Below are 20,644 nucleotides of genomic sequence, written 5' to 3'. Positions count from 1 at the left end.
CATACAACAGCGGTATGCGGCCCATTCGGCCGCACCGCCGGGAACCACCTCAGGCGCGACTCTCATCGAACGAGACTTGTGAAACAGGCGCTAGCTTGAGTTTCAACCTTCGGGTGGTGGCGGCCTACCCCTGTTGATCATGGGTGCGGCCCTCTGGTTGATCATTCCTTCTTGCGACAGTTGGAAGATCGACCAGAGGGCTGCGGTGATCAGTGTGCCTTACGCCGGTGACGGGCGTGTCGACGGGGAGTTGTCCGGGTTCCGGCGGGAGTTCTACCAGTGCCTGACCCGGCGGGCGGATGCGTTGTTCGAGCTGGGTGACGCGGTGTTGTGCGCCGATGGGCCGGTGCGGTCGATCGCGGAGTTGTCGCTGGTGGGCGAGCATCGGCGCGGGCATGGCAGCGGCTATGCCGCACTGGCGCGCGGCGGGATCGACGTCGCGCGGTTGCGGACCGCGTTGAGCGCGGTGTCGATCCCGCGGGCGGCGGACGGCCGGGTGGTGTTGGCGGTGGACGTCACCGGTTGGCTGCGCCCGGAGGCACACACCGGCAGGCAGCGGATCCTGTGCCACACCTACGGGCGTGGCAAGGACCAGCACATGATGGTGCCCGGTTGGCCCTACTCGGTGGTCGTGGCGTTGGAGACCGGTCGTGGTTCCTGGACCGCGCCGTTGGACGCGGTGCGGCTCGCACCCGGCGACGACGCCGCGACCGTGACCGCCGCCCAGGTCCGTGGCGTGGTGGACCGGCTGATCGTCGCGGGGCACTGGCGGCCCGGCGATCCCGACATCATGCTGGTTGCGGACGCCGGCTACGACGGGCCGCGTCTGGCCCACGTGCTGGCCGACCTGCCGGTGACCGTGGTGGCGCGGATGCGCTCGGACCGGGTCCTGCGCCGACCCGCGCCGCCGCACCCGCCCGGCACCATGGGCCGGCCGCGCCGCCACGGCGGCGAGTTCGCCTTCGGCGACCCGGACACCTGGGGCGATCCGGATGTCGAGACCCGCACCGAGACCCGCCTCTACGGCCCGGCCCACGCACGGGCGTGGGATCGCCTGCACCCGAGACTGACCCACCGCGTCGCCTGGGCCGCCCACGCCGGGAAGCTGCCGATCCTGGAAGGCACCGTGATCCGCCTGCAGGTCCACCGCCTGCCATCGGGAGCGGTTCCGAAACCGGTGTGGCTGTGGCACTCCCGCACCGGTCCCGACCCGGCGGCGGTGGACCTGGCCTGGCAGGCGTTCCTGCGCCGGTTCGACATCGAGCACACCTTCCGCATGCTCAAACAGACCCTGGGCTGGACCACCCCGAAACTCCGCTCGCCCGAACAGGCCGACCGGTGGACCTGGCTGCTGCTGGCCGCCTACACCCAACTCCGCCTGGCCCGCCGGTCGGCCGTCGACCTACGGCGTCCCTGGGAAAGAACCCTTCCACCCGAACGGTTGTCCCCGGCCCGCCTCCGACGAGGGTTTCGGCACCTACGCCCACGCATCGCCTGCCCGGCACGTGTCCCGAAACCCTCCCGACCGGGTCCCGGACGCCCGGCCGGAGTGCCCAACGCCACACCAGCACCACGACACGACGTCCACACCCTCACCAGCACGAACGGCCAGAAACCGAAGCAGCGCAGGAAGACGAAGTCGACCACTCCACGACCACGCCGAACAGGTTAAAACTCAAGCTAGAGCCGCGACCGGCGGCCTCCGTCGGACGGTCCGCCGCGGCGAAGGGCGCCGGTCACGGCCCTAGCCGAGGTAGCCGAGCATCTGCGCGATCTGCGCGGTGCGGGAGTGGAAGATCCGCTCCGCCAGCTCCTTCGCCTGCGGGTTGACGCCGCCCTCCTTCTCCAGCTTCGCCATCGCCACCGCGTTGTGCTGGTGGCCGATGAGCAGGTTCAGGAACGCCTTCTCGAAGTCGGCGGAACCGGTCGCGGCCACTTCGGCGATGGCCTCCGGGCTGGTCGAGTGGTCACCGCCGTGCCCGGCGTGCAGCTGCGGGTCCTGGCCCGCCGTCTCGGGCTGCTTCCAGTCCGCCAGCCACTGGGTCATCGAGTCCACTTCGGACAGCTGGGTGACCTCGATGGCCGCGGCCAGGGTCTTCACCTCCGCGCGCACGGGGCCGTCCTCGGCCAGCCGCACGATCTCCAGCCCGGCCTTGTGGTGCGGCACGGACATCTGCAGGAACATCACGTCGGTCTCGTTGAACTCGTTGCTCTCCACCACGGTCGGAGCGGGGGCCGGGGCCGCCGCGGGGGTGGAGCCGCAACCGGCCAGCACGAGCACACCGGCCACCAGGGCTGCGAGGCGTCGCAAGGTCGTCTCCTTCGCCGGACGGCCCGCCCGCGCCGTCACAGGGTCGGCGCGGACGGGCTGCGGTCACATCGGCTCCGCGTCAGGGGTTCAGAGCCGCTGCCACAGGGACGCGGTGTTCGGCGGCTCCCAGCCCACGAGGGACGTGTGGGCCTGGATGCAGCGGTAGCCCACCCCGCCGTACGTCACCTGCGAACCGACCGAGTAGGCGGTGTTGGCCGCCCACGTGCCGCCCGCGGGGGGTTGCGTCGTGGTCGTCGTCGGCCGCGTGGTCGTGGTCGGCGTGGTCGTGGTGGTCGGCGTGCCGCCACCGGAGCCGACCTGGAGGTCGACGCACGAGTAGAACGCCATGGGCGTGTCGGCGATGTTCCAGATGGCCAGCAGCTTGATCCGGCCGGTGCGACCGCCGAGGCTCACGTTGTGCGTCACGGTGGCCGCGGGCTGCCTGCCGCCGTCGTTGAACTCGGCGATCCGGGTGCCGCCGACGTAGTACTCCCACGTGCTGGTGGCGTGCCGGGCGGTGAGCGTCCAGTTGAACGTCACGCTGTTGCCCACCTGGGTGGTGGGCCAGGGCCGGCTGTCGTCGTTGAGCTGGGCGAACTGGCTCAACCCGGCGTGGCAGTTGCGCTGGCCCTTCGGACCTTCCACGCTCTGCGGTTCGTAGACGATGGGGCCGCAGTTGGAGATCCGGCCCTGCGCGCACATCGCTTGCCTGCTGGGCGGCGACGAGATGTAGCCGTGCGCGCTCGCCGTTCCCGCCGACATCACGACGAAGAACGGGGTGATGCCCACGGCGGCCAGTGCCACCGCGAGCTTGCGTTTCAGGCTCATGTGTCCAGCTCCTTCGGAGGAGACCCGGAGGGGGTCTCCAAGGCAGGGTCCATTTCCGCGGCGGCCGGAACACGCGACGGTGACGAACCGGGAACGGTGCGTCACACCCCGCGATGTGGTCTAGACCATAATCGTGAACGTCATCCGGGTCAAGGATCTGAACCGACTGGTCCAGCCACCCGTAGCCCTGACTGTGAACGCACATCCGGGTAGGCGCGCCACCGCGTTGGCCGCGGCCGTCGTCGCGGCGCTGACCGTGCCGGCGCCCGCCCTCGCGCAGCCGAACGCGTCGGACGCGCTGGCGACGTACGAGGAGCTGTCGCGCGAGGCCGAACGGCTGCACGAGGAGCACCTGAAGGCCCAGGACGACCTCAAGGCCAAGCAGGGCGAACTGGACCGCGCCAACGCCGACCTCGCCGACTCCACGCGGCTCGGCGACCGGGCGAGAGCCGACCAGGAGGCCGTGCGCGGGCAGGTCGACCTGCTCACCGAGGCGTCGTTCGAGGGCGCGCGGTTCACCGGGCTGTCCGCGCTGCTGATCAGCGACTCGCAGCAGGACTTCCTGAACCGGATGAGCGCGCTCGGCGTGCTCGCCGCGGACAACGAGGAGGCGCTGGGCCGGCTGTCGGCCGCCGTCGACGACGCCGAACGGGCCACGGCCGGCGCGCAGGACGCGCAGCGACGCGCGGCCACCGCGGCCGGCGAGGCGGAACGACTGGTCGCCGACCTCGCGGGCCGCAAGACGGCGGTGGACCGGCAGGTCGCGGACGCGCGGGCGCAGTACCGGTCGCTCAGCGCGGCCGACAAGGCGGTGCTCGCGGCTCCCGGCGACACCTCGGACGTCGCCGTCCCGCCGGGAGCCGCCGGCGTGGCGCTGGACTTCGCCCTCGCCCAGCGCGGCGAGCGGTACGTGTTCGGCGCCAACGGACCCGACGCGTGGGACTGCTCCAGCCTCACGCAGGCCGCCTACCGCGAGGCGGGCGTGACGATCGGGCGCACCACCTACGTGCAGGCCACGGCGGGCAGGGCGGTGACGAGGGCGCAGGTCCGGGCGGGTGACCTGATCATCTACTACGCCGGTCAGTCGCACGTGGCGATGGCCGTGGACGGCGTGCGCGCGGTGCACGCGTCGACCGAGGGCGTGCCGGTGAAGATCGCCGACATCGACTCAATTGGTCCGATCAGTGTGATCCGACGCCTGGTTGGCTGACACTGGGCTGCATGGAGGAGCACAAGGTCATCGCGGACGACGGCCGCGTGTTGTGGGCTGTCGACTCGGGGCGTGCCGACTCGGGGCGAGGCGACTGGGGGCGAGGCGAGCCGCTCGTGCTGTGCCACGGCGGCCCCGGGCTGTGGGACGTGCTCGACGGGCTCGCCGCCCTGCTGGCCGACCGGGTGCGGGTGATCCGCTGGGACCAGCGCGGCGGTGGCCGGTCCGAGCGCGAGGGGCCGTACTCGACAGCCCGGACGCTCGCCGACCTCGACGCCGTCCGAGTCCACTTCGGACTGTCGAAGATGGCCCTGCTCGGCCACTCCTGGGGCGCGGACGTGGCGCTGCACTACGCGCTGGCCCACCCCGACCGGGTCTCGTCGCTGGTCTACGTCTCCGGCACCGGGTTGGGCCGGCGGTGGCGCGAGGAGTACCGGCGCAACCTCGCCGAACGGCTCGGGCCGGACGTCCCGGGCCAGGTCGGGCGTGACGCGGCGGTCCGCCGGTGGACGGCGGACTTCGCCGACCCGGCCACGGCGCGGCAGCGGGCCGAGGAGTTGGCCACGCCGTGGTTCGGCGTGAACGAGGAGGCCAACGCCGCGTTGAACGCGGAATCCCGCGAGCGGGACGAGGAGGAGATGATCGCCCGCTGCCGCGACCTGCCTGTGCCGACGCTGATCGTGGACGGCGCGGCGGACGTGCGGCCCCGGTGGGCGGTGGACTCGCTGGCCGCCGCGCTGCCGGACGTGGCGCGGGTCGTGCTGCCCGGCGCGGGCCACCTGCCGTGGGTCGAGTCGCCGGGGTCGTTCGGGTGGGCCGTGCTCGCGCACCTGGACCGGTGATGCGGGACGGGGGCCGCCGCGCGACCCCCGTCACCACCTCAGCAGTACAGGTTGGCGCCCGCGGGCACGCCGAGGATGCCGACGAACCGCTGGTAGGCGTCGACCCGGCTCTGGACCTGCGCCGGGTTGCGCCCGCCGCACTCCAGCGACCCGTTGATGCTGCGGATCGTCTCGCCGAAGCCGTAGCCGTTGACCATCGCGTTGTGCGGGGTCATCGTGCCCGGACCGGACTGCGTGTTCCAGTACCAGAGGGCGGTCTTCCAGGCCACCGAGGCGTCGTTCTGCACCAGCCACGGGTTGGTCAGCAGCGGCAGGCCGAGCGCGTCGCCCGCCGCCTTGTAGTTGAAGTTCCAGCTGAGCTGGATGGGACCGCGGCCGTAGTAGGCCGCCTGGCCGGCCGGGCAGCCGTAGGGCTGGCCCGCGTCGCAGTAGTGCGGGTAGTTCGCCTGGTTCTGCTCGACGATGTGCACCAGCCCGCCGGTCTCGTGGTTGGCGTTGGCCAGGAACGCCGCCGCCTCCTGCTTGCGGACCGTGTCCGAGCCGGTCTTGGCGAAACCGGGGTACGCGCCGAGCGCGGCCGTGAGCCCGGCGTAGGTGTAGAAGGGGTTCCGGTTCGGGAACATCTGCCGGAACTGCGCCTCGCTCACCACGAAGCCGCCCGGCGCGGGCGTGGTGGTCGTGGTGGTCGGGGTCGAGCCGCAGTTGTGGGGGTTCCAGTACCAGGTGCTGATGACCGGGTCGTAGCCCGGGTTGTCGTGCTCGGCGATGTAGTACTTGCCGTCGGTGTAGCGCACGATGCTGCCGGCGGTGTACCACTGGCCCTGCACCCACGCCGGGTAGTCGCAGGCGGGCGGCGGCGTCGTGCCACCGCCGCAGGCGCCCTGGTCGGCCCAGACCGCGGCCGAGCCCGGGGTCTCGTTCTGGGTCCACCACTTGGCCTGCCAGTTGTGCCCGGCGTGCGACGCCGTCATGCCGCCGGTGTAGACGGCCGACGGGGTCCAAGCGGACGCACAGGCGGCCGCGGCGGCGGTGTTGGCCACCACGACGGTCAGCGCCGCCCCGACCACGAAAGCGGCGATCGCCGCCACTACGCGGAATCTCGACACAAGATCACTCTTTTCCGTTCGAGCGCCCTCGGACGTGTGATGGGGGCCACTCAACCGGAAATGGTCTACACCAGTCAAGGGTGAACGCGAACTACTCGCACATTCTTGCCCCGCGTCGTGGGAGCGCTCACACGAACGGCGGCACCACCGCCCGGGCAGCGGGTCACGCCTATCCCGTTCATCCACAAAGGACAGGGCTCGGTCGAGCACTCCGCTTGCGACCCGGCCCACACCGTGTCGCCCCAGCGATCTCCACCACGCCGGTGCGCGCCGAGCGGAACGCCCCGGCCTACCAGGTCGACCGCGACGCCTGCGCCTGACACGCACTCGGACGCGGCACGCACCGCCCGTTCAGGTGAACCGGGGCGGCGAGTCGGGCGAACACGTAACATAACTGTGTTTTGTTTTCGCCCGATCGCCGCTCGACCAGGGTGCCCAGCGCTCGGAACACTGATCACATGCCGCACATCGAGCTGCACAACGACCTGCCCGGGATGGCCGGGCTGATGAACTACCGCCCCGAGACGGGCCGACCGCTCACCGAGCTCACCGAGGTGATGCTGCGCGGCCCGAGCGACCTGTCCCGCGGCGAGCGCGAGCTGATCGCCGCGCACGTCTCCGAGTTGAACAAGTGCAAGTTCTGCGCGGGTTCCCACGGCGCCTTCGCCGCCGCCCAACTGCCCGAGGACTACGAGCACACGCCGAAGATGCTGGCGTTGCTGGACATCGCGACGGCGGTGACCGAGAGCGGGCGCGCGGTGACGGCCGAGTTGATCGCCAAGGCGAAGGAGCAGGGCGCCACGGACATCGAGGTGCACGACACCGTGCTGATCGCCGCGATGTTCTGCGCGGCCAACCGCTACGTCGACGGGCTGGCCACGTGGGCGCCCGACGACCCGGAGGCGTACCGGCAGATGGCCGAGCGCATCGTGCCCCACGGCTACGCCGCGATCATCGACCGCGGCTGAGCGGGAGTCAGCCGAGCCGCAGGCTCCGCGCCGCCACCTCCTCGGGTGACGGCCCGGCCAGGTCGGTGTGCTCCACGATCGCCGGCACGACCACGTCCCAGACACCCGGCGGCAACTCGTGGCCGCAGTCCTCCAGCAGCAGCAACCGCGCGCCGGGCACCTCCCGCGCCATCGCCTCGCCGTGCCCCGGCGGGGTCAGCGGGTCCACGTCGCCGTGCACCACCAGCGTCGGCGCCGAGATCGTGCCCAACCGGGCGCGCCACGACTCACCGCCGCCGGCCTGGAAGTGGTTGGCGCTCGACGCGATGTCCCGCGCCCGGTCGAACACGCGCCCCGCCGTCGCGCGTGCCGCGTCCAGGTCCACCGGACGCGGTCCGGCGTAGGGCCGGTCCGCCGTCGCCAGGTGCTCGACCACGGCGGCGCGGTCGGTCCACTCGGGCGCGGGTGGGGCGCCGGCGGCGAAGTGCGCCTGCAACGCGGGCGACATGGGCGGCAGGCCCGGCGCGTTCGGGCCCGCCGGGCTGGTGGCGATCAGCGTCAGCGACGCCACCCGGTCGGCGAAGTCGAGCGCGAGGAGCTGCGCGAGCCCACCGCCCATCGAGATGCCGACGACGTTCGCCCGCGCCACCGCCAGGGCGTCCAGCACGCCGACCGCGTCCGCCGCCAGGTCCGCGAACCCGTAGCCCGGCTCGCCCGGCGGGTAGGTCAGCGACCGACCGGTGTCGCGGTGGTCGTACCGGATGACGTAGCGCCCGCCGTCCGCCAGCCGCGCGCAGAACCCGTCGGCCCACGACAGCATCGACCCCGTCGCGCCGGCGATGAGCAGCACCGCCGGGTCCGCCGGCGCGCCGAAGGTCTCCACGCACAGGTCGACGCCGTTGGCCCGCAAGATCCTCTCGGTCATCACGCCACCGTAGCCCGTGCGACGAGCTCGGCCTGCCGGAACCGGTCTTCGGTGAACGGCATCGCGACCACCCGGTCCGCGCCCGCCTCCGCCAGCCGCCCGAAGTGGTCGCGGGCCCGTTCGACCGACCCGGTCACGAGCACCTCCCGCGCCTGCCCCTCGGTCAGCCCGTAGTCGGTCATCGACCGGATCCGGTGCTCCACCACGGACGCGGGCACGTCGCCCAGCGCCACGCTCACCCCGACCGTCACCCCGCACACCGGCCGCCCGTGCTCCCCGGCCAGCTCCCGCAACCGCGCCGTGCCCGACGACACCACGCGGAACGGCACGAACGCCGGGTACCAGTGGTCGCCGAACCGCGCCGCCCGCCGCAGCGCGGCGGTGCCGCCACCGCCGACGAGCACCGGCGGCATCGCCGCGCCCGGCGACAGCACGACGTCCGCGCCGTGCACCGACGCCGCCTCGCCCCGCACCAGGCCCGGCAGCACGGCCAGCGCCGCGTCCGCCCGCCGGCCGCGTTCCGCGAACGGCACGTCGACCGCGCGCCACGCCGCCTCGCCGTGCGCGTCGCCGCCGGTGCCGACGCCGAGCAGCACCCGTTCCCCGGACAGGTGCTGCAGGGTGGCGACCTGCTTGGCCGCCCAGGCGACCGGCCGAAGCGGCAGGACCATCACGCCGAACCCCAGCTTGATCCGATTGGTGGTGGCGGCGACCGTCGCGAGCACCAACGTCGAGTCCAGGAACGGGTTCACCGGGATCAGGTGGTCGCCGTGCCACACCGACTCCAGCCCCAGCCCCTCGGCGTGCTGCGCGTGCTCCACCGCGTCGGTCCCGAAGCCCGGCAACGTGATCCCGACGTGCGTCATCGTGCCACCACGACGGCAGCGCTCATCCCGTCGAACCCCGTCGAACGCATTACGCGCACCTCATCCCCGAAAAGCGACCGAAGTTGGCGCTCACACTGTGTGACCTCCAGCTAACTAGAGGTCAAATCGAGGGTTGTGAATGTAAGCCGAGTCACTCTAGAGTCCCTGGGAGCGCTCCCAGGGAGCGCTCCCAGAAGCGTCGTCAACCGTCAGAGCAGACGGAGGAGACCCAAGTCCATGAGATCGCTTCCTTCTCCCCGGTGGCGCCGCCAGGCCACCGCGGCCCTCGCACTAGTGGCGGTGAGCGGCGCGCTAGCGTCCGGAACGGCCTACGCGGCGGACTACGAACGGCTGGTCAACGGCACGTTCAGCAGCGGCTCGGCCGACCCGTGGTGGGCCAGCGCGGGCGTGTCGAACCGCGTCACGAACGGCGAGCTGTGCGCCACGGTCACCGGCGGCACGGTCAACCCGTGGGACTCGCTGATCGGCCAGAACGGCGTTCCGTTCGAGGCGGGCCAGTCCTACACGATGTCCTTCGACGCCTACGCCTCGGTCGCCCGGCCGGCGGCTGCGGCGGCCGGTGAGGGCGTGAGCCCCTACCGGACGATCGCGAAGCAGGACATCGCGCTGACCACCACGAAGCAGCGCTTCACCTTCACGTTCACCTCCACGCTGGACTTCCCCGACGCTGGCAATGGCCAGGTGACGTTCCACCTGGGCGCCGTGGCGGCCGACACGACGGTCTGCGTGGACAACGTCTCCCTCATCGGCGGCGTGAAGCCGCCGGGCGGCGACCCGGCCAACCCGGCGAAGAAGATCAACGTCAACCAGGTCGCCTACGTGCCGGGCCTGCCCAAGCACGCGACCCTGACCTCGGACGCGACCACCGCGCAGCCGTGGGCGTTGAAGAACTCCGCGGGCACGACGGTGGCCTCGGGCCAGACGACGCCGAAGGGCCTGGACGCCGAGTCCGGCGACTCCACGCACCTGATCGACTTCTCGTCGTTCGACACGGCGGGCACCGGCTACACGCTGACCGTCGGCACCGAGACCAGCTTCCCGTTCGACATCGCGACGGACGAGATCAAGAAGCTGCGGTACGACGCGCTGGCGTACTTCTACCACAACCGCAGCGGCATCCCGATCGAGGCGCAGTACGTGGGCGAGCAGTACGCGCGCCCCGCCGGCCACCTCAACGTCGCGCCGAACCAGGGTGACGACAACGTCCCCTGCCTCGCGACCATCACCTGCGGCTACACGCTCGACGTGCGCGGCGGCTGGTACGACGCGGGCGACCACGGCAAGTACGTCGTCAACGGCGGCATCTCCGCGTGGCAGGTGCTCAACACCTACGAGCGCGCGAAGCTGATCGGCGACGCGGCCGCGCTCGGCGACGGCAAGCTGAACATCCCGGAGAAGGCCAACGGGGTGCCGGACATCCTGGACGAGGCGCGCTGGGAGGTCGAGTTCCTGCTGAAGATGCAGGCGCCCGACGGCATGGTGCACCACAAGATCCACGACCAGAACTGGACCGGCCTGCCGCTGCTCCCCCACCAGGACCCGCAGGCCCGTCGCCTCTCCGCGACCAGCACGGCGGCGACGCTGAACACGGCCGCGGTGGCGGCGCAGGCGGCCCGCATCTGGAAGACGATCGACCCGGCGTTCTCGGCGAAGGCGCTCGCGGCGGCCACCAAGGCGTACGCGGCGGCGAAGGCGAACCCGAACAAGATCGCCGACCCGAACGACGGCACCGGCGGCGGCTCCTACAGCGACGCCACGCTGACCGACGAGTTCTACTGGGCCGCGGCGGAGATGTTCACCACCACCGGTGAGTCCTCCTACCGCAGCGACCTCACGTCGTCGACGCACTTCAAGGGCAAGAGCCTGACGGCGCGCGGCTTCGACTGGGGCTCCACCGGCCCGCTGGGCGACATCACGCTGGCGCTCGTGCCCAACGGCCTGCCCGCCTCGGACATCACCGCGATCAAGTCGGCGTTCACCACGGTCGCGGACGCCCACCTGTCGCAGATGTCGACCCAGGGCTACCCCGCGCCGTACCGCCCGACCGAGGGCTACGACTGGGGTTCCAACGGCCTCGTCGCGAACAACATCTCGGTGCTCGCGCTGGCGCACGACTTCACCGGCGCGGCCAAGTACCGCGCGGGCGTGTTCCAGGGCCTGAACTACCTGCTGGGCCGCAACCCGATGTCGTACTCGTACGTCTCGGGCTACGGCGAGCAGCCGGTGAAGAACGTGCACCACCGGCACTGGGCGAACCAGCTGGAGCCGACCCTGCCGACCGCGCCGCCCGGCGCGCTCTCGGGTGGTCCGAACAGCGCGTTGCAGGACCCGATCGCGGCGCGCCTGCTCACGGGCTGCAAGGCGCAGAAGTGCTTCGTGGACCACATCGAGGCGTACTCGGTGAACGAGGTCACGGTCAACTGGAACTCCGCGTTCGCGTGGATCGCCAGCTGGGCCGCGGAGAAGGTCACGACCGCCCCGCCGGTCGACACCACCGCGCCGTCGACCCCGGGCACCCCGGTGGCCTCCGACACCACCACGACGGGCACGAAGCTGACGTGGACGGCGTCCACCGACCCGGAGAGCGGCGTCAAGGAGTACGACGTCATCTCCGTCGAGGGTGACGCGCTGCGCGTCGTCGCCACGGTCACCTCGCCGACGGCGACGCTGACGGGCCTGCGGCCGGACACGGCCTACCAGTTCGCCGTCATCGCGAAGAACGGCGCGAACCTGCGCTCGGGCATGTCGCCGCAGGTGAGCGTGCGGACCAAGCCGGACGTGTCGGCCAACTACTGCAAGGTGGTCTGGCGCGCCTCGACCTGGTCCACGGGCATGTCGGTGAACATCACCGTGACGAACACCAGCCCGTCGGCGTGGACGTCGTGGAAGCTGGAGTTCACCATGCCGGGCAACCAGAAGATCACGCAGGGCTGGTCGGCCACGTGGGCCCAGTCGGGTCAGGCGGCGTCCGCGACGAACGTCGGGTGGAACGCCAACGTGCCGGTCGGCGGTTCGGTCAACGTCGGCTTCAACTCCTCGGGGTCGGGCACGACGACCCCGCCGACCGACTTCCGCGTGAACGGTAACCCCTGCACCGTGGGGTGATCCGACCAGAACGGGCGGTCCGGCACCACGGACCGACCGCATGACCGGTGGCGGGGTCCCCACGGACCCCGCCACCGGTTCGCTTTTCCCTGGGTGTCAGGAACCGCCGACGGCGTCGCGGGAACGGCGGTCCGCGGGCGGCGGGTCGACCACGACGTTGAGCACGGTCTTCAGCCGCTCCAGCGGTCCGCGCGGCGGCGGCGCGGCGACGCGTTCCCGCAGCAGCGGCACGCCGTCGCCCTCCAGCGCGTCGAGCCCCACCGCGCGGCCGCTCATCGCCAGCACCAGCGACTCGGCGTCCCCGCGCACCACCGCACCGCTGCCGGACGCCCAGCCGGTGTCCACGGCCTCCAGCCGCAGGCCCGCCAGCCGGGAGCCCATCGCGTACCCCGGCGACGGCTTGGCCGCCAGGTGCTGGAACGCCACCCACAGCCGGTCCTCCGGCATGTCGCGCTCGATGCCCAGCGGCAGGCGGACGTCGTAGTCGTGCAGCAGGATGTCGGCCAGCACGGGGTCGTAGCCCGACCGCGGGATGGTCGTCTTCGACGTCGACCACCGGCGCAGCCGCGCGGTGATCTCCGAGGTGGGCATCCGGGCCGCCTTGGCGGTGAGCTCCCGGTTGAGCCGGTCGAAGTCGGCCGCCATGGAGACGATGCCCCAGTACAGCTTGAGCTGGCCGAACTTCAGGTACGTGATCAGGTGGGCGCCGATGTCGTGCACGGTCCACCCCGCCGAGAGGCTGGGCGTGGCCAGTTGGCCCGCGTCCAGCCCGTCGAGGAGGTCCGCCATCCGACGCCGCTCTTCAACGAGCATGTCGTGGACCTTCATCCGTCCACGCTAGAGCGTCTATGGATCACACTGTTATTGCTTTCTTGCGGACTTCAGCGCCTCCAGGAACCGCTCCGGCGCGTCGCGCAGCACGTTGTGCCCGGCGGGCCACGCCTCGACGTGCCAGCCCGGGTCGTCGCGCAACCGTTCGTACGTGGTGGCCAGCGGGCTGTCCGGGAAGTCGGCCATGAACAGGTACCGGCGGTCGGTCACCCGGTCGACGGCGCCGGTGATCGACGCCCGTTGCAGCAGGGTGGCCAGCGGGTGCGCCGTGGCGCGCTCGTCGAAGATCGGCAGCGGCGCCATGGAGAACCCGTCCCCCGCCGCGCCCTCGACGTACCACTTGCGCCAGTCCCCGTGCACGATGTCGTACGCGGACTCGCCGTCACGCGGCACGAACGCGTCCACGTACACCAGGGTCGCGATCCGGTCGGGCACGCGGTCGGCGACGGTGGTGGTCACCATGCCGCCGTAGCTGTGCCCGACGAGCACGACGTCACGCAGGTCGTGCCGCTCGACCAGGTCCAGCACCTCGGCCACGTGGTCGTCCAGGTTGACCCGACCGGTGCTCAACGTGACCGCGTGCACCTGGTGGCCCTCGGCCCGCAGCCGTTCGGAGATCGGGTCGTAGTACCACCCGCCGTGGCAGGCGCCGGGGATGAGCACGTAAGTCGTCATGGCCACCACGCTAGGAGCCCTTTAGGACATAGGGTGTCCGTGATGACGATGCCGGGGAGGATGCTGCGCCTGCTGTCCCTGATGCAGGGCAGGCGTGACTGGACGGGGTCGGAGCTGGCCGAGCGGCTCGGCGTCACGGACCGGACCGTGCGCCGCGACGTCGAGCGGCTGCGCGAGCTGGGCTACCCGGTCGACGGCACGACCGGCGCCGCCGGCGGCTACCGGCTCGCGTCGGGCCGCAACCTGCCGCCGTTGCTGCTGGACGACGACGAGGCGGTGGCGGTGGCCGTCGGCCTGCGCACGGCGGCGGGCGTGCAGGGCATCGAGGAGTCGTCGACCAGGGCGTTGGCGAAGCTGGAGCAGGTGCTGCCGTCCAGGCTGCGGCAGCGGATCGCGGCGGTGCGGGACGCCATCGCGGTCATGGCGGTGGCCGGCCCGGTGTCCGACCCGGCGGCGCTGGGCGTGCTGGCGACGGCGTGCCGGGACCACGAGGTGGTCGCGTTCACGCACCGCGGGCAGGAGCGGCGGGTGGAGCCGCGCAGCCTGGTGACCGCCTACCGGCGCTGGTACCTGCTGGCCTACGACCCGGCGCGGGAGGACTGGCGGACGTTCCGGGTGGACCGGATGGGCGCGCCGCGGGCCACCGGCCGCCGCTTCACGCCGCGTGAGCCGCCCGAGGACCCGGCCACGTACGTGGCGCGCTCGCTGACCGCCGCGCCGTACCGGTACACGTGCACGGCGGTGGTCGACGCGCCGGCGGACGTCGTGCGGTCACGGCTGGTGGTGGCGCTGCCGGGCCGGGTCGAGCCGATCGACGACCGGACGTGCCGGGTGCGGTTGGGCGCCGACGAGATCGAGCACGTGGCCGCGGACCTGCTGCTGCTCGGCGCGGACTACGCGCTCGACGCGACGCCCGAGGTGCTGGCCGCGTTGCGCGCGGCCGGGTCCGGGCTCACCGGTAGGCGTCCTGGCCGACCGGGCGCACCAGGATCTCGTTGACGTCCACCGACGGAGGTTGGCCCACCGCGTACAGCACGGCGCGGGCCACGTCCTCCGGCGCGAGCTTCGGGTCGGCGGCGCGCGACGGCGGGATGCCGCCGGTGTCGGTCAGGCCGGGCTGCACGAGCGTGACGCGGACGCCCGTGCCGACGCACTCGGCGCGGATCGCCTGCGCCAGCCCCGTCACCGCCCACTTGGTGGCCGAGTAGAGGTTCCCCGGCCGCACGCCGCGACCGGCCGCCGACCCGGTGAGCACCAGGTGGCCGGCGTGGCGCATCAACGCGGGCATCGCCGCCCGCGCGGTGAACGCGGGGCCGCACACGTTGGTCAGCACCATGTCGCTCCACTCGGCGGGCGGCGCGCCGTCGGTCGAGGTGAACGAGGTCGTCACGCTCGCGCCCGCGTTGGCGAACACGACGTCGACGCTCCCCCACTCCTCCTCGACCCGGCCCATCAGCGCCGCGACCTCGTCGTACACCCGCACGTCGCACGAGGCCACCCACACCCGGTCGGACCCGCCGATCCGGGCCGCGAGCTCGGCCAGCCGGGACGCGTCCCGGGCCGTGAGGACCAGCCGGTACCCCGCTTCGGCGGCCAGGCGGGCGGTCGCCGCGCCGATGCCCCGACTGGCCCCGGTCACCACGAACACCCCTTGCGCCATGGCCGCAGATTACCGCTGGTTAGATCGGGTTCACCGGTTCGGAGCAACATTTGGGCCAGTTGGGGCGTCTCAAGGGGCGTATCCACTGATTGGGGGCACATGAACATCAACCGCAGGTTCGCGCTCGGGCTGGGCTCGGTCGCGGCGGCCGGCGCCGTGCTCGGCACGACCGCCGGTGCGGCGCAGGCGCAGACGACCGAGGCGGAGTGGGACGCGTTGATCCCGACCACGGCTGACCAGGCACGCCGCAAGATCGCGTGGAAGTACTCCGCGCTGGTCTCGCGCGCGCGTGGCACGTGGTCGTCCTACATCGGCGTGGCCGACCCGGACGGCACGGTGAAGCCCGCCGTCGAGGTCGAGGCCGACCGGGTGGTCGAGGCGTACAGCGTGAACAAGATCGCGGTCGCGGTGGCCGTGCTGGACAAGGTCGACCGCGGCCTGATCACGCTGGACCAGCGGGTCGACGTCACGCAGGCGATCGTCATCCAGGACACCGACGGGATCTTCGGGCTCGACGGGGCCTACCCGAGCTCGGTGACGGTCGGGCACGCGCTGGCGGCGTTGCTGACGGTCTCGGACAACACGGCGGTGCGGCTGTGCGGCCTGGTCGTGCCCGCGTTGGAGCTGAACGAGATCCTGCGCTCCAAGGGTTTCGTGCACACGCAGGTCGTGCCGGTGGCGAACCCGAACCGGTTCTTCCTGGGCACCACCACGCCCCGGGAGACGTTCACGCTGCTCCAGAAGCTGGCCGCGGGTCAGCTGCTGTCGGCGGCGTCCACCGAGCACCTGCTGAAGGTGCTGCGGTCGCTGACGTCGTTCACGGACGGGATCCGGCTCAACCTGTCGTCGGCGGAGCGGTTGAACGTGGCGACCAAGGCCGGTTGGTTCAACGACGGCCGCAACGAGGCCGGCATCGTGTTCGACGCGGCGGGCAAGCCGATCATCACCTACGCGCTGTTCGCGTCCGGCCAGTTCGCCGGTGACCAGGCGGCCAACGCCGACAACTACAGCACCACCCACCCGGCCCTGCGCGCACGCGCCGCCCTGGGCCGCACGCTGTACGACTCGGTCCTCCGCATCACCGCGAACACCCCGCGCACCTACCGCGCCCAGCAGTACCGCCCGGGCAACGGCGGCTGATCACACCCCTGCAGGGACGGAGCCCGGCTCGCTTTCAGGCGGGTCGGGCTCTTTGCTGTCGTATGAACGCCATCCCTCCACTCGCGCCGGCCAAGTGGAGCAGCCTCAACACCCTTCCGTCACAGGCACGCAGCGCCAACTGGTCGAAGATGCGCTGTTGGGGTGAACAGCCGGCCGTGGTCCACGGCACCATGTGTGACGACAGCACTCATATGGGCGATGCTCTTACCATGACTGTTGGGCGAGCAGTACTGATCACCACCTTCATCGCAGTGGCCGGTCTGGGCGTTTGGTTCGCCGTGGCAGAGTGGGCCGACGCGAACAAGATCGCCGCCGTGGCATCGGCCCTAGGAGCAGTCGCAGCGGTCGGTGTCGCGGTCTGGGCAGCTTTGCGCGGCACAAACTCAGGACGATCAGTGGTCGTTTCACACACCGGTGACGCCACGGCCGAGGAAGGCGCTGACGCCAACACTGGTATTCGGGGGAAGGCTCGGGGAGTCGGTTCGATGCAGGTGCGCAATACAGGCAACGCCAAGGCAACCGGTGGAGGGAACGCCAACACCGGTATCCAACTGGACTGATCGAGAACGCACAGCGGGAGACCCGCAGGAGGCCGCGTCTTGGTACGGCTGAGCTGCGCGGCGACGAGGAGTACTGGCACGGATGACACCATCTTCTGGCATGGATGCCGGGGATACCGGCTCGGCCACCGCGTCCGGCAACGGCTCAACCGCCAACACCGGCAACCTGTTCCAGCCGACGATCAACATCGGCTTCCCGGAGGCCCCGCCACCGGCTCCGGCCCCGTCCGGTGCAGCGGCCAAGCCGGGACGTGCGGTGGGCGGCGCGATCGCGGCGGTCGTTCTGCTCATGATCCTGTTCTCCTGCTTCTCCGACCCGGACGAAGACTTCACGGAGGACAGCGGCGCCAGACCCTCTGCCGCCACGAACGACCACGTCGCGACCGCCGTGCGGGAGGCGCTCCGAAACTGCGCGAAGGCTGTGGTGCTCACGCCGCTCAACTGCCCTCAGGTAGGCAGCTCAACGGCTGTGGGGAACCAGGTCGTCTCGTGGACGCTGCACGGTGACCCTGCCGACGGGTACCAGGCAGCCTGGCGGGACGACCACTTCAACGTCCGCGGCAACGTGGTGATGTCCGTGGTGTACCAGGATTACTGGGGCGAGAAGTTGAGCACGTATGTTTTCGGATACCAGACACGGGTCGATTGGCACGATGACAGGCCCAGCGTCGGACCGATCGGCAACATCGCAGCGCTGTCCGATGCCAAGATCCAGAAACGCGTTACCGGCGTATCCCTCGACGAACTGCGCCCGCTGATGCGAGCGATGTTCCGGGAGTGCGAAGAAGCAACCAGTATTCCGCTGCCTCTCAAGTGCCCACAAGCACCCAACCTCGCCAAACGGGAACAGGTTTCGTGGACCTTCACCGGCGATCCTATACTCAACGTGAGCATCACGTTTGACAAGTCAAGCGGGCTGATCCACGTGACCGGCAGCTACGCCTCCGAGGTCAGCTACGAAGCCCAGTACAGCGGTGCGACGAAGCACATCGTGTCCGGCAACTTCGACGCGCTGATCATGGTGGAGGGCGACGAACCAAGCTTGCTGCAGATCTTGCGTAAGTGACCGCCGCACCCGCACTCGACCGCATCTGTCCGATTCCCATGGGTTCCCGTCGAGAAAGCCTCGTCCTTGCAGACGCGTGAGCGAGGCTCCTCATGCCCGTCAGGAGCCTTCGAACCGGCCGTCCTCAAGTCCGGCGAGGAACTTCCGCCACTCCCCCGCCGAGAAGGACAACGTCGGGCCGGAGGGGTTCTTGGAGTCCCGCGTGGCGACTCCCTTACCCACGAGTGCCACTTCGACGCAGGATTCGCCTTCCCCGCTGTAGCTGCTCTTGCGCCAGGCCAAAGTCACCCGTACCTCCTCCGTCCCTGACAGTCGGCGATCTCAGCGATCAGCCCGACCGAGTCCTCAGGGCTCATGGCCACCGCGACCAGGTGTTCGAAGCTGTCCCGAAAGCGCTCGATGTCGGTGTCAGACTCCAAAAATATCTCACCTGCCTGGCTGTCGATGTAGACCAAGTCGGTGTCCAGTGGATCATCGAAGTCCAGGATGAGGAACTGACCCGGCATCCCGAGGTGAGCGCCCGCGCTGAACGGCACGACCTGGATCGTCGTGTTCGGAGCTGTGGCCGCTTCTCCCAAGCGGTCGAGCTGGGCCAGCATGACGTCCCGGCCTCCGACCTCGTGATGCAGCGCGGCCTCGTCGATGATCGCCCAGAGCTTGATCGGCCGCTCCTGCGTCAGGACCGCCTGTCGTTCCATCCGGGTGCGCACCCGGTCCTCGACTTTGTCCGGGGATGCCGAGTAGGAGATTCCGCGAACCACCGCACGGGTGTAGTCCTCGGTCTGAAGCAAGCCGGGGACGAACATCGCCGAGTAGTGGCGGATGCCGTGAGCCTCACGCTCGAAGCTGATGTAGGTCGTGTACTCCTCACGCAGGCTTTCGTGCCAGGGCTGGATCCACCCCTCACCGGCCGACTGCTTGTAGAGCGCCTTCAGCCGGATCTGTTCGTCCGTCGGCACTCCGTACAGCTTGAGCAGCATGTCGAAGGTCCGGTACTGGGGGCGGGACCGGGCCGTCTCGATGCGGTAGAGGGTGGTGGAGTGGAGCCCGGTCCGGTCTTCCACGTCCTCCCGGCGCAGGCCGGTGCTCTCGCGAAGTCGTCTGAGCTGTCCGGCCAACCGGCGCAACCTGATGGTCGGCGTGCTCTTCTTCGCGGCCACGACGTCCGGTCCTCCCTCGATGCTGCACGAGTGCTGCACGGCGAATGCAAGGCACCTCTTTGCGTTTTTTGCGTTCCACGCCGGAGGTCGGCAGCCTTGCGGGCAGTCACGGTATCGACGACGCAGCGTAACCACCACCGCCTGGACCGGTGGGGCGAGAGGAGCACCATGACCGAGCAGGAATTCACCGCGCTGGTGCACGAAGTGGCACAGGAGGAAGCGCCGAGGCTGTTCGCCATCGTGGAGGAGCACGGCGAGCGGGAGAGCGTCCGGGTGGCGGGCTACGGCGTCGCCTTCGAGGACCGGGCCGAGGTCAGCGCGGTGGAAGGCGGCTTCCGCCTCAGCTCCCGGAGCGCGGAGAACGCGCGCGTCCTGTTCGAGATCAGCTCGCGGTCGGCGGGCACCCGGCGCGCCCACCTGGTGTGGCTCGGCTAGGGGGCCGGGTGGCGCGGCCGCGCCACCCGGCTCCGTCAGGCGACTACTTCGACGGCACCTTCGGGAACTCCTGCGTCGGGCTCTCGTCCGGCGGCGGGTCCTGGGGGTTCTTCTGCTCGGCGTTCGCCATGGTCGTTCCTCTCGTCGGTGACACGGGTGGTCGCAGGGCGGTCGGGGTGGGGGATGACCAGGACCGTGACGTCGTCACGGCTGCCGCGCGCGCGGGTCGCGGCGACCAGCTCCTCGGCGCACCGCTGCGGGTCGTCGCCGTGCTCGAGGAGCAGGTCCCGGAACTCGTCGAGGGGCAGCTTGAGGCCGTCGGAGGCGAGGACCAGCAGCCGGGCCACCGCCTCGAAGCCCTCGACGCCGTAGATCGGGACGCGACCCAGGTTGTGGCGCAGCTTGTGGTCGTGGGCGGCGGCTTCGGCCTCGGGGACGCCTTGTTGCCGCATCTCCTCGCCGAGGGTGTGCGGGGTCGTGAAGCGGCGCAGGGTGCCGTCGTCCTTGAGGCCGTAGGCGGAGCTGTCGCCGGCGTAGGCGACGCGCCAGTACCCGCCCGCTCGCACCGAGGCCACGACGATCGCCCCGTTGGGCTCGGCGCTGTCGTCGTCATCCCCCTCGGCATAAGGGATCGCGGCCGTGACGATGCCGAGCACCGGGGTCTCCCGGGCGGCGACGCGGGCGGCGACGGAGGCGGCGACGCGGGCGAAGTGGGCGACCTCCGGTGTCGAGCCCGTCCCGTCCACCACCGCCGCCGCGAACGTGCCGCGGTGCCGGTGCAGGGCGTGGGCGTCGGCGTTGAGCGGGCGGTTCGGGCCCTGGGAGGTCGCCACTCCCGGTTGGACGTGCGCGCCGAGGTCGGCCGGGTCGGTCATGGTCGGATCTTCGCGCAGTCGTCGTCACCTGTGGGGGTAGACGCGCTACACGGTCGGGGG

21 protein-coding genes are annotated in these 20,644 nt (G+C 71.0%); 10 read left to right on the top strand and 11 right to left on the bottom strand.

The features are described 5' to 3' along the window. Nucleotides 1-139: 139 nt before the first annotated feature. Complete coding sequence (locus AB0I91_RS38625; RefSeq protein ID WP_499641279.1) at nt 140-1,672, top strand: NF041680 family putative transposase; 1,533 nt, start codon at nt 140-142, stop codon at nt 1,670-1,672. 72 nt (nt 1,673-1,744) lie between these two features. Here the strand turns inward: AB0I91_RS38625 and AB0I91_RS38620 are convergent, their stop codons facing one another. Continuing rightward, on the bottom strand, nt 1,745-2,311 hold the full coding sequence (locus AB0I91_RS38620; protein WP_499641277.1) for a DUF305 domain-containing protein: 567 nt from the start codon (nt 2,309-2,311) through the stop codon (nt 1,745-1,747). Between the two features lie 87 nt (nt 2,312-2,398). Next, a complete protein-coding gene (locus tag AB0I91_RS38615) occupies nt 2,399-3,139 on the bottom strand; it encodes a lytic polysaccharide monooxygenase (RefSeq protein WP_498776910.1) in 741 nt (246 codons plus the stop codon). Between the two features lie 193 nt (nt 3,140-3,332). Here AB0I91_RS38615 and AB0I91_RS38610 point away from each other — a divergent pair, with 193 nt between their 5' ends. Continuing rightward, a complete protein-coding gene (locus AB0I91_RS38610) occupies nt 3,333-4,349 on the top strand; it encodes a C40 family peptidase (RefSeq protein WP_498776908.1) in 1,017 nt (338 codons plus the stop codon). Nucleotides 4,350-4,360: 11 nt separating this feature from the next. Further along, nucleotides 4,361-5,191 (top strand): alpha/beta fold hydrolase, encoded by an 831-nt coding sequence (locus AB0I91_RS38605; protein ID WP_499641275.1) that lies wholly within the window; start codon nt 4,361-4,363, stop codon nt 5,189-5,191. A 38-nt stretch (nt 5,192-5,229) separates the two neighbouring features. On the opposite strand, the gene AB0I91_RS38600 is transcribed toward AB0I91_RS38605, so the two are convergent. Next, on the bottom strand, nt 5,230-6,297 hold the full coding sequence (locus tag AB0I91_RS38600) for a glycoside hydrolase family 19 protein (protein WP_498776904.1): 1,068 nt from the start codon (nt 6,295-6,297) through the stop codon (nt 5,230-5,232). Between the two features lie 458 nt (nt 6,298-6,755). Between AB0I91_RS38600 and AB0I91_RS38595 the strand changes: the two genes are divergently transcribed. Continuing rightward, nucleotides 6,756-7,265 carry a carboxymuconolactone decarboxylase family protein gene (locus tag AB0I91_RS38595; protein WP_498776902.1) on the top strand — a complete coding sequence of 170 codons (510 nt, stop codon included), beginning with the start codon at nt 6,756-6,758 and terminating at the stop codon, nt 7,263-7,265. A gap of 7 nt (nt 7,266-7,272) precedes the next feature. On the opposite strand, the gene AB0I91_RS38590 is transcribed toward AB0I91_RS38595, so the two are convergent. Beyond that, nucleotides 7,273-8,169 (bottom strand): alpha/beta fold hydrolase, encoded by an 897-nt coding sequence (locus AB0I91_RS38590; RefSeq protein ID WP_498776900.1) that lies wholly within the window; start codon nt 8,167-8,169, stop codon nt 7,273-7,275. After that, on the bottom strand, nt 8,169-9,035 hold the full coding sequence (locus AB0I91_RS38585; protein ID WP_499612138.1) for an LLM class flavin-dependent oxidoreductase: 867 nt from the start codon (nt 9,033-9,035) through the stop codon (nt 8,169-8,171). Before AB0I91_RS38585 ends, AB0I91_RS38590 begins: the two co-directional genes overlap by 1 nt. A gap of 300 nt (nt 9,036-9,335) precedes the next feature. On the opposite strand from AB0I91_RS38585, the gene AB0I91_RS38580 reads away from it, so the two are divergent. Beyond that, a complete protein-coding gene (locus tag AB0I91_RS38580) occupies nt 9,336-12,161 on the top strand; it encodes a glycoside hydrolase family 9 protein (protein ID WP_498776896.1) in 2,826 nt (941 codons plus the stop codon). A 96-nt stretch (nt 12,162-12,257) separates the two neighbouring features. Here the strand turns inward: AB0I91_RS38580 and AB0I91_RS38575 are convergent, their stop codons facing one another. Together AB0I91_RS38575 and AB0I91_RS38570 are read right to left on the bottom strand one after the other, a co-directional pair. Next, entirely contained in the window at nt 12,258-12,989 is a 732-nt protein-coding gene (locus AB0I91_RS38575; protein ID WP_498776894.1) for a maleylpyruvate isomerase family mycothiol-dependent enzyme, read from the bottom strand. A gap of 33 nt (nt 12,990-13,022) precedes the next feature. Then, nucleotides 13,023-13,667 carry an alpha/beta fold hydrolase gene (locus AB0I91_RS38570; RefSeq protein WP_499641273.1) on the bottom strand — a complete coding sequence of 215 codons (645 nt, stop codon included), beginning with the start codon at nt 13,665-13,667 and terminating at the stop codon, nt 13,023-13,025. Between the two features lie 42 nt (nt 13,668-13,709). Here AB0I91_RS38570 and AB0I91_RS38565 point away from each other — a divergent pair, with 42 nt between their 5' ends. After that, nucleotides 13,710-14,666, top strand: a complete 957-nt coding sequence (locus AB0I91_RS38565; RefSeq protein ID WP_498776889.1) for a helix-turn-helix transcriptional regulator — start codon at nt 13,710-13,712, stop codon at nt 14,664-14,666. Here the strand turns inward: AB0I91_RS38565 and AB0I91_RS38560 are convergent. Continuing rightward, on the bottom strand, nt 14,620-15,327 hold the full coding sequence (locus tag AB0I91_RS38560) for an SDR family oxidoreductase (RefSeq protein WP_498776887.1): 708 nt from the start codon (nt 15,325-15,327) through the stop codon (nt 14,620-14,622). The genes AB0I91_RS38565 and AB0I91_RS38560 overlap by 47 nt on opposite strands. A 99-nt stretch (nt 15,328-15,426) precedes the next feature. Here AB0I91_RS38560 and AB0I91_RS38555 point away from each other — a divergent pair, with 99 nt between their 5' ends. The 3 genes from AB0I91_RS38555 to AB0I91_RS38545 all read left to right on the top strand — a co-directional run bounded on the left by AB0I91_RS38555 (nt 15,427) and on the right by AB0I91_RS38545 (nt 18,114). Then, nucleotides 15,427-16,467, top strand: a complete 1,041-nt coding sequence (locus AB0I91_RS38555; RefSeq protein WP_499641271.1) for a serine hydrolase — start codon at nt 15,427-15,429, stop codon at nt 16,465-16,467. A 62-nt stretch (nt 16,468-16,529) separates the two neighbouring features. Continuing rightward, a complete protein-coding gene (locus tag AB0I91_RS38550) occupies nt 16,530-17,048 on the top strand; it encodes a hypothetical protein (RefSeq protein ID WP_498776883.1) in 519 nt (172 codons plus the stop codon). Between the two features lie 100 nt (nt 17,049-17,148). Then, nucleotides 17,149-18,114: a hypothetical protein gene (locus tag AB0I91_RS38545; protein WP_499641269.1), complete on the top strand. Its 966-nt coding sequence runs from the start codon at nt 17,149-17,151 to the stop codon at nt 18,112-18,114. 99 nt (nt 18,115-18,213) lie between these two features. Here the strand turns inward: AB0I91_RS38545 and AB0I91_RS38540 are convergent, their stop codons facing one another. Both AB0I91_RS38540 and AB0I91_RS38535 read right to left on the bottom strand, forming a co-directional pair. Further along, a complete protein-coding gene (locus AB0I91_RS38540) occupies nt 18,214-18,402 on the bottom strand; it encodes a DUF397 domain-containing protein (protein ID WP_499641267.1) in 189 nt (62 codons plus the stop codon). Continuing rightward, nucleotides 18,399-19,274 carry a helix-turn-helix domain-containing protein gene (locus AB0I91_RS38535; RefSeq protein WP_499612123.1) on the bottom strand — a complete coding sequence of 292 codons (876 nt, stop codon included), beginning with the start codon at nt 19,272-19,274 and terminating at the stop codon, nt 18,399-18,401. Before AB0I91_RS38535 ends, AB0I91_RS38540 begins: the two co-directional genes overlap by 4 nt. A gap of 168 nt (nt 19,275-19,442) precedes the next feature. On the opposite strand from AB0I91_RS38535, the gene AB0I91_RS38530 reads away from it, so the two are divergent. Then, nucleotides 19,443-19,709, top strand: coding sequence for a hypothetical protein (locus AB0I91_RS38530; RefSeq protein ID WP_498776876.1), 267 nt, complete (start codon nt 19,443-19,445; stop codon nt 19,707-19,709). A gap of 35 nt (nt 19,710-19,744) precedes the next feature. On the opposite strand, the gene AB0I91_RS38525 is transcribed toward AB0I91_RS38530, so the two are convergent. Continuing rightward, nucleotides 19,745-20,584 (bottom strand): PP2C family protein-serine/threonine phosphatase, encoded by an 840-nt coding sequence (locus AB0I91_RS38525; RefSeq protein WP_499612121.1) that lies wholly within the window; start codon nt 20,582-20,584, stop codon nt 19,745-19,747. Between the last annotated feature and the right edge of the window lie 60 nt (nt 20,585-20,644).

The sequence above is a fragment of the Actinosynnema sp. NPDC049800 genome, assembly GCF_040656635.1.
In the GTDB taxonomy this organism is placed as follows: Bacteria; Actinomycetota; Actinomycetes; order Mycobacteriales; family Pseudonocardiaceae; genus Actinosynnema.
The sequence above is the reverse complement of the archived record's forward strand: the minus strand, read 5'-3'. Positions and strand labels throughout refer to the sequence as shown.

Excerpts from the sequence above, each read along its gene's own strand:
- AB0I91_RS38625 (WP_499641279.1), top strand. The coding sequence starts at position 140 with ATGGGTGCGGCCCTCTGGTTGATCATTCCTTCTTGCGACAGTTGGAAG.
- AB0I91_RS38615 (WP_498776910.1), bottom strand. The coding sequence starts at position 3,139 with ATGAGCCTGAAACGCAAGCTCGCGGTGGCACTGGCCGCCGTGGGCATC.
- AB0I91_RS38605 (WP_499641275.1), top strand. The coding sequence starts at position 4,361 with ATGGAGGAGCACAAGGTCATCGCGGACGACGGCCGCGTGTTGTGGGCT.
- AB0I91_RS38595 (WP_498776902.1), top strand. The coding sequence starts at position 6,756 with ATGCCGCACATCGAGCTGCACAACGACCTGCCCGGGATGGCCGGGCTG.
- AB0I91_RS38590 (WP_498776900.1), bottom strand. The coding sequence starts at position 8,169 with ATGACCGAGAGGATCTTGCGGGCCAACGGCGTCGACCTGTGCGTGGAG.
- AB0I91_RS38585 (WP_499612138.1), bottom strand. The coding sequence starts at position 9,035 with ATGACGCACGTCGGGATCACGTTGCCGGGCTTCGGGACCGACGCGGTG.
- AB0I91_RS38575 (WP_498776894.1), bottom strand. The coding sequence starts at position 12,989 with ATGAAGGTCCACGACATGCTCGTTGAAGAGCGGCGTCGGATGGCGGAC.
- AB0I91_RS38570 (WP_499641273.1), bottom strand. The coding sequence starts at position 13,667 with ATGACGACTTACGTGCTCATCCCCGGCGCCTGCCACGGCGGGTGGTAC.
- AB0I91_RS38565 (WP_498776889.1), top strand. The coding sequence starts at position 13,710 with ATGACGATGCCGGGGAGGATGCTGCGCCTGCTGTCCCTGATGCAGGGC.
- AB0I91_RS38560 (WP_498776887.1), bottom strand. The coding sequence starts at position 15,327 with ATGGCGCAAGGGGTGTTCGTGGTGACCGGGGCCAGTCGGGGCATCGGC.
- AB0I91_RS38555 (WP_499641271.1), top strand. The coding sequence starts at position 15,427 with ATGAACATCAACCGCAGGTTCGCGCTCGGGCTGGGCTCGGTCGCGGCG.
- AB0I91_RS38550 (WP_498776883.1), top strand. The coding sequence starts at position 16,530 with ATGAACGCCATCCCTCCACTCGCGCCGGCCAAGTGGAGCAGCCTCAAC.
- AB0I91_RS38545 (WP_499641269.1), top strand. The coding sequence starts at position 17,149 with ATGGATGCCGGGGATACCGGCTCGGCCACCGCGTCCGGCAACGGCTCA.
- AB0I91_RS38530 (WP_498776876.1), top strand. The coding sequence starts at position 19,443 with ATGACCGAGCAGGAATTCACCGCGCTGGTGCACGAAGTGGCACAGGAG.
- AB0I91_RS38525 (WP_499612121.1), bottom strand. The coding sequence starts at position 20,584 with ATGACCGACCCGGCCGACCTCGGCGCGCACGTCCAACCGGGAGTGGCG.